The sequence below is a fragment of the Rugamonas sp. DEMB1 genome, assembly GCF_029834475.1.
GTDB lineage: Bacteria > Pseudomonadota > Gammaproteobacteria > Burkholderiales > Burkholderiaceae_D > Rugamonas > Rugamonas rubra.
On the sequence record NZ_CP122407.1, the window covers coordinates 6,119,574 to 6,131,627 of the forward strand.

At 69.4% G+C, this 12,054-nt stretch carries 16 protein-coding genes and 1 pseudogene; 10 read left to right on the forward strand and 7 right to left on the reverse strand.

What is annotated here, in order from left to right:
* The first annotated feature begins 334 nt into the window (after nt 1–334).
* The 5 genes from QC826_RS28185 to QC826_RS28200 all read left to right on the forward strand — a co-directional run bounded on the left by QC826_RS28185 (nt 335) and on the right by QC826_RS28200 (nt 2,477).
* Complete coding sequence (locus QC826_RS28185; protein ID WP_279763372.1) at nt 335–529, forward strand: hypothetical protein; 195 nt, start codon at nt 335–337, stop codon at nt 527–529.
* On the forward strand, nt 522–1,514 hold the full coding sequence (locus QC826_RS28190; RefSeq protein WP_279763373.1) for a helix-turn-helix domain-containing protein: 993 nt from the start codon (nt 522–524) through the stop codon (nt 1,512–1,514). Before QC826_RS28185 ends, QC826_RS28190 begins: the two co-directional genes overlap by 8 nt.
* Before the next feature lie 79 nt (nt 1,515–1,593).
* A complete protein-coding gene (locus tag QC826_RS28195) occupies nt 1,594–1,899 on the forward strand; it encodes a hypothetical protein (protein WP_279763374.1) in 306 nt (101 codons plus the stop codon).
* A 124-nt stretch (nt 1,900–2,023) separates the two neighbouring features.
* Nucleotides 2,024–2,257: a colicin E3/pyocin S6 family cytotoxin gene (locus QC826_RS31840; RefSeq protein ID WP_409567724.1), complete on the forward strand. Its 234-nt coding sequence runs from the start codon at nt 2,024–2,026 to the stop codon at nt 2,255–2,257.
* Nucleotides 2,250–2,477, forward strand: coding sequence for a hypothetical protein (locus tag QC826_RS28200; protein ID WP_279763375.1), 228 nt, complete (start codon nt 2,250–2,252; stop codon nt 2,475–2,477). Before QC826_RS31840 ends, QC826_RS28200 begins: the two co-directional genes overlap by 8 nt.
* Nucleotides 2,478–2,493: 16 nt before the next feature.
* Here QC826_RS28200 and QC826_RS28205 read toward each other — a convergent pair whose 3' ends face one another.
* Complete coding sequence (locus tag QC826_RS28205; RefSeq protein WP_245774133.1) at nt 2,494–3,222, reverse strand: LuxR family transcriptional regulator; 729 nt, start codon at nt 3,220–3,222, stop codon at nt 2,494–2,496.
* A gap of 150 nt (nt 3,223–3,372) precedes the next feature.
* Here QC826_RS28205 and QC826_RS28210 point away from each other — a divergent pair, with 150 nt between their 5' ends.
* The 5 genes from QC826_RS28210 (at nt 3,373) to QC826_RS28230 (ending at nt 5,714) form a co-directional block, all read left to right on the forward strand.
* The gene (locus QC826_RS28210; protein ID WP_279763376.1) at nt 3,373–3,789 is read left to right on the forward strand and encodes a DUF4902 domain-containing protein; all 417 of its coding nucleotides are present in this window, start codon (nt 3,373–3,375) and stop codon (nt 3,787–3,789) included.
* A gap of 143 nt (nt 3,790–3,932) precedes the next feature.
* Entirely contained in the window at nt 3,933–4,457 is a 525-nt protein-coding gene (locus tag QC826_RS28215) for an acyl-homoserine-lactone synthase (protein ID WP_279763377.1), read from the forward strand.
* A 76-nt stretch (nt 4,458–4,533) separates the two neighbouring features.
* The gene (locus tag QC826_RS28220) at nt 4,534–4,944 is read left to right on the forward strand and encodes a DUF4902 domain-containing protein (protein ID WP_279763378.1); all 411 of its coding nucleotides are present in this window, start codon (nt 4,534–4,536) and stop codon (nt 4,942–4,944) included.
* A gap of 342 nt (nt 4,945–5,286) precedes the next feature.
* Entirely contained in the window at nt 5,287–5,490 is a 204-nt protein-coding gene (locus QC826_RS28225; RefSeq protein ID WP_279763379.1) for a hypothetical protein, read from the forward strand.
* Between the two features lie 29 nt (nt 5,491–5,519).
* Entirely contained in the window at nt 5,520–5,714 is a 195-nt protein-coding gene (locus QC826_RS28230; RefSeq protein WP_279763380.1) for a hypothetical protein, read from the forward strand.
* 100 nt (nt 5,715–5,814) lie between these two features.
* Here QC826_RS28230 and QC826_RS28235 read toward each other — a convergent pair whose 3' ends face one another.
* The 6 genes and pseudogenes from QC826_RS28235 to QC826_RS28260 form a co-directional block, all read right to left on the reverse strand.
* A complete protein-coding gene (locus QC826_RS28235; protein WP_279763381.1) occupies nt 5,815–7,122 on the reverse strand; it encodes a tetratricopeptide repeat protein in 1,308 nt (435 codons plus the stop codon).
* A 51-nt stretch (nt 7,123–7,173) separates the two neighbouring features.
* Nucleotides 7,174–8,112 (reverse strand): type II secretion system F family protein, encoded by a 939-nt coding sequence (locus QC826_RS28240; protein ID WP_279763382.1) that lies wholly within the window; start codon nt 8,110–8,112, stop codon nt 7,174–7,176.
* A gap of 31 nt (nt 8,113–8,143) precedes the next feature.
* Complete coding sequence (locus tag QC826_RS28245) at nt 8,144–9,118, reverse strand: type II secretion system F family protein (RefSeq protein WP_279763383.1); 975 nt, start codon at nt 9,116–9,118, stop codon at nt 8,144–8,146.
* A 9-nt stretch (nt 9,119–9,127) separates the two neighbouring features.
* Nucleotides 9,128–10,473: pseudogene (locus QC826_RS28250) on the reverse strand (CpaF family protein).
* Nucleotides 10,474–10,498: 25 nt separating this feature from the next.
* Nucleotides 10,499–11,674 carry a CpaE family protein gene (locus tag QC826_RS28255; RefSeq protein ID WP_279763384.1) on the reverse strand — a complete coding sequence of 392 codons (1,176 nt, stop codon included), beginning with the start codon at nt 11,672–11,674 and terminating at the stop codon, nt 10,499–10,501.
* A 66-nt stretch (nt 11,675–11,740) separates the two neighbouring features.
* A complete protein-coding gene (locus QC826_RS28260) occupies nt 11,741–12,025 on the reverse strand; it encodes a hypothetical protein (protein WP_279763385.1) in 285 nt (94 codons plus the stop codon).
* Nucleotides 12,026–12,054 lie beyond the last annotated feature (29 nt).

Below are 12,054 nucleotides of genomic sequence, written 5' to 3' on the forward strand. Positions count from 1 at the left end.
AAGCCCAGTCCACGGACTGGGCTTTTCGCTTTCTGCGCTGCCCTTGTCGACAGCCGCCGCGTGTTTGAAGTCAAGGCTGCCATCGCAACAAGCGGCCAGAATGGCTGATGCGCAAGCAGCGCAAACCGATCCCAACACAGAAAATTTTATTTACCAAATAGGTAAACAAGAATAGACTTCCTGCTATCGGGAGGCACTCCTGGATATCGAATTCGCCAACAAACAGCTGCGCGAAATTTGCGAACGGCGTGCCGCCGCCACGAGAAAACTCGGGGACGCCTGCGCGCGCAAGCTGCACAGTCGGCTGGCAGATCTCACTGCCGCCAGCAATGTGATGGAGCTGGTCGCCGGCCGACCACACGCCTTGCTTGGTCGTCGTGACGGGCAATACGCGGTCGATCTGAGCGGAGGTTTCCGGCTGGTCTTTTCAGCCGCCAACGACCCGCTGCCGTACCGAGCGGATCGCTCAGTCGACTGGTCGCGAGTAACCATCATCCGCATCGAATACATCGGGGACTACCATGAGTAATGCGAGCAATGACACCGGCAACGCACCGCTCGTCCCGGACTGGGTGTCGCCGCCGGGCGACACGATACTCGACCTGCTCGAAGAACGCGATTGGACCCAGCAGCAGTTGGCGGACCGTCTTGGATTTTCGCTCAAGCACGTCAACCAGCTCATCAAGGGAAAGGTGTCGCTGACGGAAGACGCCGCCATCCGTCTGCGGAACGTGTTGGGCGCATCCATCGGCTTCTGGCTGACCCGCGAGGCGCAGTACCGGGAACGCGCGGCCTTGCTGGCCGCCGCCGAGCACAACGCGGCGGCGACTCCCTGGCTAGAGCAGTTCCCGCTCAAGGAATTGATGGAGGTGGGCGTGCTCGCCATGCGTCGCCCGGACGGCAAGAGCAAGCCCGAGATGGTCGGCGAGTTGTTGGCCTTTTTCGGCGTGGCCAGTCCGGCCCAATGGGACGGACAGTATGCGAGTATGCAATCGGCATTTCGGCGCAGCCATGAGGACCAGGACGACGTGGCCGCCATCTCGGCATGGTTGCGTCTTGGCGAACGGGCAGCCGAGCGGATGAATACCTCCCGCTACAACGAGGCGTCCTTTCGGCGGGCACTCGGGCAGATTTCAACGCTGACGAGGCAGGTACCGGAGCAGGCTGGCCCGCGCCTGCGGAGCCTGTTGAACGCTGCGGGAGTCACCTTGGTTGTGGTGGCCGCGCTGCCGCATAGCCGCGTGTCCGCCGTTGCCCGTTGGCTCAACGCGCACCGGCCGATGATTCAACTGTCGCTAGGCAAGACCACTGAGCAATTCTGGTTTAGCTTCTTCCACGAGGCGGCGCACATCCTACTGCACAGCAAGCAAAAGACCGCCGTGTTTCTGGACGATCCAGGCCGCGATGGCGCCCACTCGGTCGAGGAGAAGGAGGCGAACGCATGGGCGCATGAACGCCTCATGCAACCCGCGTTTGGTCAAACTGAAGACCGGTTTCCTACAGCAGAATACTAGTCTGGCGACAGTTGAGCCGGCAGGGTTGCGCTGATACTTGGAAACGCGAGTCTACACACCAACGGCATTTGGGGAATTCATGGGAAAGAAACACTTTACGGCGCCTGCTGGATGCCTATGCCAGGAACTACAACACATCCTCCATGTCGAGCTGGAGCGTGGAAACGCAATATCTGAACCGCCAATCAGAACGGACTGGCCGGAGCCTGGTTCGGTACTCGCGTCGCTGGCCCATGATTTCAAGACACGCAAGAACGAACTGCCGAAAGGCGTGGTGTACTCGATCTGCAATGATCCGCACTACGGATGGCACGGCGAGTACTTTTGCGAAATCCACAAACATATTTTAGTCGCCGGCGCCTCTAGGCCGGGGCAGCCGACGTGACAGCCGGGCTGACCGTGTCCGCTACGGCACCAAACCTTGTCCCGGCCCACATCCCGGCCGATCTGATCCACGCTACCATCATCGCTACATAGCCAAGTCTTTGGCTGCTTCCGGTGCGATCTGTATGGTCCCGATTCCGCAACCAACTCCATCCTTTCTCGATACCTGTGATAAGGTAAAAGTTCAAGGCGGCCAGCAGATCTGGGCGAGTCCGGACCGCCGCCGGTATTACACTTGGGATTGCTTGCACGGCGAAGTCGAAGGCTTCAATCGGCGGGGCCACCACCTTGGGGCGTTCGATGCCGTTTCAGGTGAGCAAATCAAGGATGGGGTCAGGGGGAGGAAGATCAATGTCTAACACAGCCACGTTCATGGAGCGCTGCCTGCTCGGCACGGCATTGCCCGAACAAATCGACGATTATGTCGCGCAGTGGCACGACGGCATTGCCGGCCAGAACCTCACGCTGCGTGATTTCCTCGGCCTGGACCGGCGGGAATACGCCGCCTGGATGAAGGACGCGAACGCCATCCACGCCATCCTCGCGGCGATGAGGACGCGGCACCCGGCGGCGAAGTAGCCGGCCCGGGCCGCCGTCACAGCAAGCGCAGCAGCGCCGCCTTGATCACCGCCGCCGTCTTGTTGGCCGCGCCCAGCTTCTCGACGGCGTTGTTGACGTGGAAGTTCACCGTGCGCTCGGAGATGTTCATGATCTGCCCGACGTCGCCCGAGGTCTTGCCGTCGGCGGTCCAGCGCAGCACGTCGACCTCGCGCGCCGTCAGCACTACCGGCTGCTCGTTGGAGCGCTTGGCGATCAGCCGCGCCAGGCTCTCGTGGGCGGCCTGGGCCAGCCAGGACATGCGCAGCGAGTTGGCGCTGATCTCGGCGGCCGACAGGTCGTCGTCCGAGCGCGCCAGGGTCAGCATGCCGGCCACGCCCTTGGCGTCGAAGGAGGATTGGGCCCAGCCGACGCGCAGGCCGTGGGCGCGGGCGTCCTCCCAGAACTGGCGCGACGAGGTGAACAGGTCGTCCGACCAGACCAGCGGCAGCACCGAACTCATGCCGTGCGACACGGTCGGGTCGATCGCCAGATAATTCTGGCTGGCGTAGCGCTCCTGCCAGGCGCGCGAATAATTGTTGAGCAGAACGGTCTTCGGGTTGGTCAGCGGCAGCGGCATGCGCATGCCGTAGGCGCAGTACTGGAAGCCGAGCTCCTCGGCGGTCTTCGACAGCACGGCGAACAGCTCGGTCTCGCTGCCGGCCGACAGCAGCGCCTGCATGCTGAGCTCCTGCCAGGTGGCGTTGTTGGTCTTGTGCAAATGCATCCCCCCTCCATGAAGTATCGACATGCAAGATGCAAGCCGCCGCCGGCCTGGCGCCACCTGTCAAAGTTGACAGCTGCCGGCCCGGGCGCGTTCGCGCTACGCTACAGTTGCCCAGCCTTTTCGGCATTTCCGCAGAAAGACCACGACGCCATGCTACTGACCACGCCCCTTCCCCCGCTGTCCGTCTCGGCCGACGGCTACGTGCGCCTGTCGCTGCAAGAGCTGGAAGCCATCACGCTGAGCCATCTGATCTCCTGTCTGGATGGGCAGGGCGGCGCGCGCGCCATGTCGGCCGCCGTCGCCACCGACATCACCGGCTACACCGAGTGGGTCAGCGCCGGCTGGCCGGCCATTTCGCTGGGCTGGGACTGGCAACTGCCGGCCACCGGACCCGGCGCCCGGCCGCGCCGCCTGCACGCGCCGCGCAGCAATGTCATGTTGGTCGACGATAGCAGCAGGGTTGACCATGGTCAAGCAAAAACGGCAATGTTACTGGAATTTTATGTCGACCGGCAACCGTGGCAGGCCGCCACCCTGGACTATCTGAGCCGGCCGCGCCTGGTCTGAACGGCAACTTGGAGTGACTGTCAAGATTGACAGCTTACCGCTGCCCCCGCGTTCGGGTCCAATGAAGAGATCGCATCTTCAACCAATCAGGGGCAGACATGAACGTTATCTCAGGCAAAGCAGAAACTCTTTCCGCGGCACTGATGGCCGACATGGCCAGCTACCGCTACAAGGTCTTCATCGAAACGCTGGGCTGGGAACTGGAGACCCGCAACCAGCAGGAGGTCGACCAGTTCGACCACGACGACACGCTGTATGTGGTGTCGAAGGACGAGGCCGGCCACATCAACGGCTGCGCCCGCCTGCTGCCGACCAGCAGCCCGTATCTGCTGGGCGAGGTCTTCCCGCAGTTGATGAACGGCGCGCCGGTGCCCTGCAGCCCGGACGTGTGGGAGCTGTCGCGCTTCGCGGCGGTCGACTTCGAGCAGCAGGCGAGCTCGGCGCTGGACCAGTTCTCGGCCGGCTTCTCGATCCAGCTGCTGCACCAGGCCATCGCCTGCGCCAAGGCGCACGGCGCGCGCCGCCTGATCACCGTGTCGCCGATCGGCATCGAACGCCTGCTGCGCCGTGGCGGCATCCACGCCCATCGCGCCGGTCCGCCGATGATCGTCGGCGGCCATCCGATCTTCGCCTGCTGGATCGAGCTGGGCGATGAGGCCGGCGCGTAAGGGCGCCGCCGCGCCGTGCCGCTGGCCGGGTTGGCCGGCCGCGCCCGCCGGCCCCGATCATGAAAGCCCCGCCCCCATGCTCAACGACGGCACCGTCCGCCTGACCTTCCACGCGCTGCGCGACAGCCAGGTGGTGCACCTGATCTCCGGCCTGGACGAGGACTGCCCGCCGGGCGGCGACGACGCCGTGCTGAGCGCCATCACCGGCTACACCGAGTGGGTCAGCCAGGGCCAGCCGGCGCTGACGCTGGGCTGGGACTGGCAGATGCAGGCGGCCAGCCGGGTCGACCTGCGGCGCATCAGCGCGCCGCGCAGCAACGTGCGCCTGCTCAACGCCGCCGGCGCCGAGCTGGGCCACGAGCAGGCCTGCGCGCTGCTGCAGGACTTCATCGACGGCATCGACTGGCAGGCCCAGGCGCTGCTCTACATCGTCGCCCGCTACGCGCCCGCCCCCGGCGCGGCGAGCGGCGCCGCCGGCCAGCGCTAACGGCGCCGGCGCGCGCCGCCGCGATCCGGCCTGCCGCCGCCCCCCCGCCCTCGTCCGACCACCTCCCCGCACCCGTCCACGTCGCTCTTCCGCTCGCCTCTTCCGCCCGTCCACTCGCCCGCTCGTTCTCGTTCTCGCTCTCGCGCGCCGCGCGCCGCGCGCCGTCCCTCTCGACCGCACGGCAGCTCGCGCCCGCGCCGGCGCGCCGCCAACGCAGGTCCGCCACCGCCTTTGCGCATTCCAGCCCGCCAAAAGCGCAGTTCATCGGATGTGCCATCTGGCGCCCAGCGGCCTTGTCTATAGTTCACTCAACGCAACGCACTTCACACCGGGAGCCACCACATGAACATCGCCAAAAACATGGAAGCCATCTTCGTCAGCGCCGCCGTCCTGATCGGCGCGACCAGCCTGGCCACGGCCGCCGTGCCGGCCCACCGCGCCGCCGCGCCCGCCGCCGTGCGGCTGGCCGACGCCGGCAAGATCCAGGTGGTCACGGTCAGCGCGAAACGTCTGACCAGCGCGCAAAAAGCCGCGCTGGTCGACTGATCCCGCCGCCAAAACAAGGGCGCGCCCAGATGCACCAACTCCTGCGCGCGACCGTGCTGGCCGCCAGCGTCGAGCTCGAGCTGTCCGACCTGGGCGGCGCCACCGTCTACGCGCGCAACACCGCCAGGCTGAGGCTGAGCGGCACGGGCTCGGCCACCGTCTACGGCAAGCCGGCGACGCGCCGCGCGGCGACGCACGGCATGGGCGGCGTCAGCTGGCAGTAGCGACGGCGGCCGACGGCCGAGAAGATTACGGGTGTGATTTGTCCCGTCCGGGCGCCAGCCTTGGACGGGATTTTTTTGCCGGGCCGGCGCGCCGGCCGCGCTACTTCAGGTAGCGTTGGCGCAGCAGCGCCGGATCGAGCAGGTCGCGGCCCAGCACGATGCGCAGTTCGGCGCTGCCGCGCGCCTCGCCCTGCGCCGCCACGCGCAAGCCCAGCCGCGCCGCCAGCGCGCGCGCCGCCGCCTCCTGCGGCTGCTGGTACTCGATGCGGCTCGACGGCACGGCGAAATGGCGCACGTTGCTCAACCGTACCACCTGCAGCGCGTCGCCGGCGACGGTGCGCGCCAGCGCGGCGGCCATGCCGGCGACGCCGTTGCCGTTGCTGATCTCCAGCCGGGCCGGCGCCGAGGTGGCCCAGCTCCGGGGGGAGAGCGCGACGGACGCCAGCGTGGCGGCCGGGTCGATGTCCTCGCCGGTCAAGGCCGCCAGGCGGAAACCGACCCGCCTGTCGCTCGGCGCCGCTGTCGGCGGCGGCACCGGCACTACCGCTGCCGCCACCGGCGCCGACGACGACACGGCGGCGCCGGCGGCCACGCGATGCACGCTGACCAGGGCCGCGCCCTCGCGCCGCACCTCGGTCTGCGCCAGGACCGGCGGCCAGGCGGGCGGCTCCGCCGTGCCGGGGCCGGGGCCGGGGCCGGCGGCGGAGGTGGCGGTGGCGGCGGCAGTGGCAGTGGCAGTGGCGGATGGCGGCGGGGCGGCCGGCGCGCCTGCCGCCCCGCCGCCTGCGGCGGCCAGCAGCGCATAGTCGCGCCGGTAGTCGTGTTGGCGCAGGCTGGCCGCCTGCCGGCGCATCAGGGCGGCGCGCTCGCCCTGCCCCATGCGCTGCAGCAGTTCGCCCAGATGCTCCCAGCTGAGCGCGTTGAGCGGGTCGAGCAGGCAGGCCCGCTCGAGCGCGGCCAGCGCCGGCTCGTCGGCGCCGCTGAGGAAGTAGGCGTAGCCGAGATTCCCCCACAAGAAGGCCGCCTGCGGGCCGGCGCCGGTGCCCGCGCCCGCGCCGGCGCCCGCCGCCGGCAGCAGGGCGCGCCACAGCGCGATCGCCTCGGCGTAGTCGCCGCGCCCGGCGTGCAGCACCGCCAGGCCGTTGCGCGCGTTGACGTGCGCCGGGTCGAGCTGCAGCGCGCGCCGGTAGGCCGCCAGCGCCGCCTCGTAGCGCAGCGCGCCGTGCTGTGCCCGGCCCAGCGCGTAGTAGCCGTCCGCGTCCGGCCCGGCCGCCGACGGCTCGGGTCCGGGCGGCGCCGGCTGCGGCGGCGCCGCCTGCTGGAAGGCCGGCGCGCCGCCCATGCCGCTGCAGGCGAACAGCATGCTGCTGGCGCAGGCCAGGCCGATCAGACGGATCGTGGTTCGCATCGCACTTCCCCCTTGCGCGGCGGAGCCGCGCGCTTGTTGGCGGCCCGCCGCTCAGGAGCCGGCCACGGACGGCAGCAGCACGCGCTGGATCTGGATCGCCGCCGGTCCCAGCAGGATCACCATCAACGCCGGAAAGATGCAGAAGATCAGCGGGAACAGCAGCTTGAGGCCGACCTTGGCGGCGGCCTCCTCGGACAGCAGGTTGCGCTTGCTGCGCAGGTTGTCCGAGTGCACCCGCAGCGAGTCGCCCATCGAGGTGCCGAAGCGCTCGGACTGGATCAGCATCGCCACCAGCGTGTCGACGTCCTCGACGCCGCTGCGCAGGGCCAGGTTGCGCAGCGCCTTGTCCTTGCTGAAGCCGGCGCGCAGCTCCATCAGCACCAGCTGCAGCTCCTGCGCCAGCGCCAGGCTCTTGATGTGGATCTCGCCGGCCACCTTGCCCAGCGCCCGATCCAGGCTCAGCCCCGCCTCGACGCACACCGTCAGCAGGTCGAGCGCGTCGGGCAGGTTCTCGAAGATCTCGCGCTGGCGCCCGGTCGCCGTGCTGTTCAGGACCAGGTTGGGCAGGTAGTAGCCGACGCTGGCGCCGCCGAGCAGCAGCAGCGTCCAGCTGTTGCCGGCGCCGCCCTGCCGCGCGCCGGCGGCCAGCGCCGCCAGCAAGGCCGGCAGGCCCAGCGCCAGTACCGTCTTGGCGGCGAAGTACAGCGTCGGCGCGTTGGCGTCGCGCCAGCCGGCGTTCATGAAGCGGGTGCGCAACGGCGAGCGCTCCCAGCCCTCCTCCGGCAGCGACAGGCGGGTGAACGGCAGCGCCACCTTGGCGGCGCGCTCGACCCAGCCGCCGGCCTCGGGCGGCGCGGCGCCGTCCGGCGCCATGAAGCCGCCCAGGCGCTCGCGCAGCGGCACCTTGGAAAAGGCCAGCATGGCCAGCCCGGCCAAGCCGGCCACCACCAGAAACACCAGGGCCAGAAATGCGATTTGTCCACCACTCATGGTTTCCCCTCCTTCTGTTCGCCCGTCGCCGTCAAATGCGGATGCGGATCACCTGGCGCATCCAGACGATGCCGGCCGCCATGCCGCCGGCGGCATACCACAGCAGCTTGACGCCGGCCGGATCGGTCCACAGCAAGCTGATGTAGGCGTAGTTGGTCACCGACATGACCAGCATCACCACCAGCGGCAACAGCACCAATATCCAGGCCGACAGGCGGCCCTCGGCCGACATCACGCGCACCTGCGCCTGCAGCTTGAGGCGCTCGCGGATCAGGCGGCTGATGTTGCCCAGCACCTCGGCCAAGTTGCCGCCCGACTCGCGCTGGATCAGCACGGCGATGACCAGGTAGCGCAGATCGGTCAGCGGCACCCGCAGCGCCAGGCTCTGCAGCGCCTCGTTCATCGGCACGCCGTAGTTGATCTCCTCGTGGGTGGCGCGGAACTCGCCGCCGATCGGCTCGGCCAGCTCGTCGGCCGCCATCTGCAGGACGTTGGCGAAGGAGTGGCCGGCGCGCAGCGCGCGGCCGAGGAAGTCGGCCGCCTCCGCCAGTTGCTGTTCTATCTTGTGCAGGCGGCCGCGGCGCAGCCGCCGCGCCAGCAGAAAGGGCAGCGCCGCGGCCAGCGGCGGCGCCGCCAGCGCCAGCGCCAGCGGCGGCTGCCACAGCGGCGGCAGCAGCAACCCGGCCAGCAGCAGCGCGCCCGACCAGCCGAGGAACTGCGCCACCGACCAGCGCCCGCCGGCCTGCAGCAGCAGGCGGTCGAGCAGCGCCAGCCGGGGCTGGCGGCGCAGGCGCGCCTCCAGCCAGGGGTTGGCGCTGTAGCGGCGTTGCTTGAGGATGCTGACCTTGTCGGCGCCGCCGCCGCGCGCCGACATCAGCCGCAGGCGCTTGGCGATGCGCCGCGCGCCGCCGCCGTGGCTGGCGCTCCACCACAGCCAGGCGCCCTCGACCAGCAGGATCACGGCGGCGAACAGCAGCACGAGAAAGGCGGAAAAGACCAGGTCCATGCCGGCCGCCTATTCGAACACGCGGTCGGGGTCGAACACGCTGTCGGGCACGGCGGCGCCGAACATGCGCAGGCGCTCGGCGAAGTGCGGCCGCACGCCGGTGGCGAAGAAGCGGCCCTGCACCCGGCCGGCCGCGTCGACGCCGCTCTGCTCGAAGCGGAAGATCTCGTGCATGACGATGACGTCGCCCTCCATGCCGGTGATCTCCTGCAGGCTGACCAGCTTGCGCGCGCCGTCGGTCAGGCGCGACACCTGCATCACCACCGTCACCGCCGAGCAGATCTGCTGGCGCGCCGCGCGCGCGCTCAGGTTGACGCCGGCCATGCCGACCATGTTCTCCAGCCGCGCCAGGGCGTCGCGCGGCGTGTTCGAGTGGATCGTCGCCAGCGAGCCCTCGTGGCCGGTGTTCATCGCCTGCAGCATGTCGAGCGCCTCGGCGCCGCGCACCTCGCCGAGGATGATGCGGTCGGGCCGCATGCGCAGCGCGTTGCGCACCAGGGCGCGCTGGTTGACCTCGCCCTTGCCCTCGATGTTGGGCGGCCGCGTCTCCAGCCGCACCACGTGCGGCTGGCGCATCTGCAGCTCGGCGGCGTCCTCGATGGTGACGATGCGCTCGTTGGCCGGGATGAAGCCCGACAGCACGTTGAGCAGCGTCGTCTTGCCGCTGCCGGTGCCGCCCGAGATCAGGATGTTGACCTTGGCCTGGCCCAGCGCCTGCAACACCTGCACCATCGGCGGCGTCAGGCTCTTGTAGTCGAGCAGCTTGTCGATGGTCAGCGGGTTGGCGGCGAAGCGGCGGATCGACAGGATCGGCCCGTCCACCGCCAGCGGCGGGATGATGGCGTTGACGCGCGAGCCGTCGGGCAGGCGGGCGTCGACCATCGGGCTCGACTCGTCGACCCGGCGGCCGACCCGCGAGACGATCTTCTCGATGATCTTCATCAGGTGGGCGTTGTCGTGGAAGGTCACCTCGGTCAGCTCGAGCCGGCCACGGCGCTCGACGTAGACCTGGTCGAAGGTGTTGACCAGGATGTCGGACACCTCGGCGTCGGCCAGCAGCGGCTCGAGCGGGCCGAAGCCGAGCATCTCGTGCTGGATGTCGAGCACCAGGCTGTGCCGCTCGTGTTGGTTGAGCGCGATGCGCTCGTCCTCGATGATCCTTTGCACCAGCAGCGCCAGCTCGTGCTTGAACTGCTCCGGCGTGAGGCGCTTGAGGCGCTCCAGGTCGATGCGGTCGAGGATCATCTGGTGCATGCTCCTCTTGAGCTCCTGGTAGGCGGCGTGGGCCAGGCCTGCTGGCCGCCCGGCTGCGCCCTGGCGTCGTCGGCGCCGGCCAGGCGTTCGCGCAGGCTCATGGCGTTCCCCCGCCGGCGGCGGCGCTCACAGCGCCACCTCGCCGCGGCCGAACAGGCGATCGAACAGGCCCTTGCTCTCGGCCACCCGGCGCGCCGTCACCAGCTCGACCAGCTCGGCCAGGCTGCGCGCCACCGCGCTGCTGCGCGACAGCTGCAGCACCGGGATGCCCTGGTTGACCGAGTCGGTGGCCGACAGGTAGTCGTTCGGCACGGTGTGCACCACGTCGGCGCCGAGCGCGTGCTCGAGGTCGGACAGGCGCAGCTTGCCGCCCTTCTCGTAGCGGTTGACGATCAGGCGGGTGCGCTCGCTGGGGTAGCCGAGCGAGCGGAAGATGTCGAGCAGGCGGCGGCCGTCGCGGATGTCGGGCAGGGCCAGCTGCAGCACCGGGTAGATGGCGTCGGCGTGGTCGAGCGCGCGCAGCGAGATGGCGTCGATCTGGCGGCCGACGTCGAGCACGATGTAGTCGTAGTGCTGGCGCGCCACGCGCAAAATCGTGTCCATGTGCTCGGACTTCATCTCCACCTGGTGGGTCGGGTCGTCGGCCGCCGCCAGCACGCCGAAGTTGGACGCCACGTGCACCAGGCAGGACTCGAGGAAGGCGCCGTCCATGCGGCCGATCTGGGCGCAGATGTCGGACAGGGTCATGCCCGGCTTCTGGTCCGACACGTACAGCGTGGCGTCGCCGAACTGGCCGTGCAGGTCGATCAGCAGCACCTTCTTGTCGGCCAGCGCGGCCAGGGCGTAGCCGAAGTTGGTCGACAGGAAGGTGGCGCCGCTGCCGCCCTTGCAGGAGATGAAGGCGAGCACCTTGCCGTCGCGCTGCTGGGTGACGCCGGCGGCGATCTCGATGCGGTCCATCGCCTCGTGGAAGGCGCGGTGCACCAGCGGCAGCTGCAGCACCTCGCGCATGCCGGCGCGCATGGCGCGGATCAGCAGGCCCTGCTGCGCCTCGCGGGTGAGCAGCATGAAGGAGCTGTCCGGGTACAGCTTGCACAGGCGCTCGACCAGCTCGACCTCGTCGGCCGCCAGGCCGCTGGCGTCGACGATCACCAGCTCGGGCGGCTCGGGGGTGGGCCGCTCGACGGCCTCGCGCAGGCCGTTGCGCGAGGCCACCAGCTGCACCGCCGGCATGCGCGCCGAGCCCTGCGCGGCGACCTCGGCGTGCAGCAGGCTGTCATGGCTAATCATCAACGCTTTCATCGGATATCCTTTTGTGGTGGGGGGGGCGCCGCCGGCGGCGCGATGGCGGCCGGCGCCGCGGCGCGCTCATTTGGCGCCGCTCACGCCGATGGTGAAGGCGGCCGGCCGCGGCGCCGGCTCGCTGAACGACTTCAGGTAGCGCGCCTGGGCGGCGGCGGCGGCGGCGCCGTCCAGGCCGGCGACCGGGTCGCGGTTTTGCCCGGCGGCCGGATGCAGCACCTGCTGCGCCAGCGCGACGCGGGTGGCCTCGCCGAAACGGCGGTCCCAGTTCGGCGTGGTGCCGCAGCCGGACAACAGGGCGGCGGCGGCCAGCGCGGCGCCGGCCCGGACACGCTTTGCAATGCTGTGCATGGTGTTTCCTCCGTGTTGGTGCCGGCGCG

What these genes read in the sequence shown, in the direction of transcription:
- QC826_RS28225 (WP_279763379.1), top strand. Translation starts at nt 5,287, where the DNA reads ATGAACATCGCCAAAAACATGGAAGCCATCTTCGTCAGCGCCGCCGTC.
- QC826_RS28255 (WP_279763384.1), bottom strand. Translation starts at nt 11,674, where the DNA reads ATGAAAGCGTTGATGATTAGCCATGACAGCCTGCTGCACGCCGAGGTC.
- QC826_RS31840 (WP_409567724.1), top strand. Translation starts at nt 2,024, where the DNA reads ATGGTCCCGATTCCGCAACCAACTCCATCCTTTCTCGATACCTGTGAT.
- QC826_RS28185 (WP_279763372.1), top strand. Translation starts at nt 335, where the DNA reads ATGGAGCTGGTCGCCGGCCGACCACACGCCTTGCTTGGTCGTCGTGAC.
- QC826_RS28220 (WP_279763378.1), top strand. Translation starts at nt 4,534, where the DNA reads ATGCTCAACGACGGCACCGTCCGCCTGACCTTCCACGCGCTGCGCGAC.
- QC826_RS28190 (WP_279763373.1), top strand. Translation starts at nt 522, where the DNA reads ATGAGTAATGCGAGCAATGACACCGGCAACGCACCGCTCGTCCCGGAC.
- QC826_RS28195 (WP_279763374.1), top strand. Translation starts at nt 1,594, where the DNA reads ATGGGAAAGAAACACTTTACGGCGCCTGCTGGATGCCTATGCCAGGAA.
- QC826_RS28245 (WP_279763383.1), bottom strand. Translation starts at nt 9,118, where the DNA reads ATGGACCTGGTCTTTTCCGCCTTTCTCGTGCTGCTGTTCGCCGCCGTG.
- QC826_RS28205 (WP_245774133.1), bottom strand. Translation starts at nt 3,222, where the DNA reads ATGCATTTGCACAAGACCAACAACGCCACCTGGCAGGAGCTCAGCATG.
- QC826_RS28235 (WP_279763381.1), bottom strand. Translation starts at nt 7,122, where the DNA reads ATGCGAACCACGATCCGTCTGATCGGCCTGGCCTGCGCCAGCAGCATG.
- QC826_RS28200 (WP_279763375.1), top strand. Translation starts at nt 2,250, where the DNA reads ATGTCTAACACAGCCACGTTCATGGAGCGCTGCCTGCTCGGCACGGCA.
- QC826_RS28240 (WP_279763382.1), bottom strand. Translation starts at nt 8,112, where the DNA reads ATGAGTGGTGGACAAATCGCATTTCTGGCCCTGGTGTTTCTGGTGGTG.
- QC826_RS28210 (WP_279763376.1), top strand. Translation starts at nt 3,373, where the DNA reads ATGCTACTGACCACGCCCCTTCCCCCGCTGTCCGTCTCGGCCGACGGC.
- QC826_RS28230 (WP_279763380.1), top strand. Translation starts at nt 5,520, where the DNA reads ATGCACCAACTCCTGCGCGCGACCGTGCTGGCCGCCAGCGTCGAGCTC.
- QC826_RS28260 (WP_279763385.1), bottom strand. Translation starts at nt 12,025, where the DNA reads ATGCACAGCATTGCAAAGCGTGTCCGGGCCGGCGCCGCGCTGGCCGCC.
- QC826_RS28215 (WP_279763377.1), top strand. Translation starts at nt 3,933, where the DNA reads ATGGCCGACATGGCCAGCTACCGCTACAAGGTCTTCATCGAAACGCTG.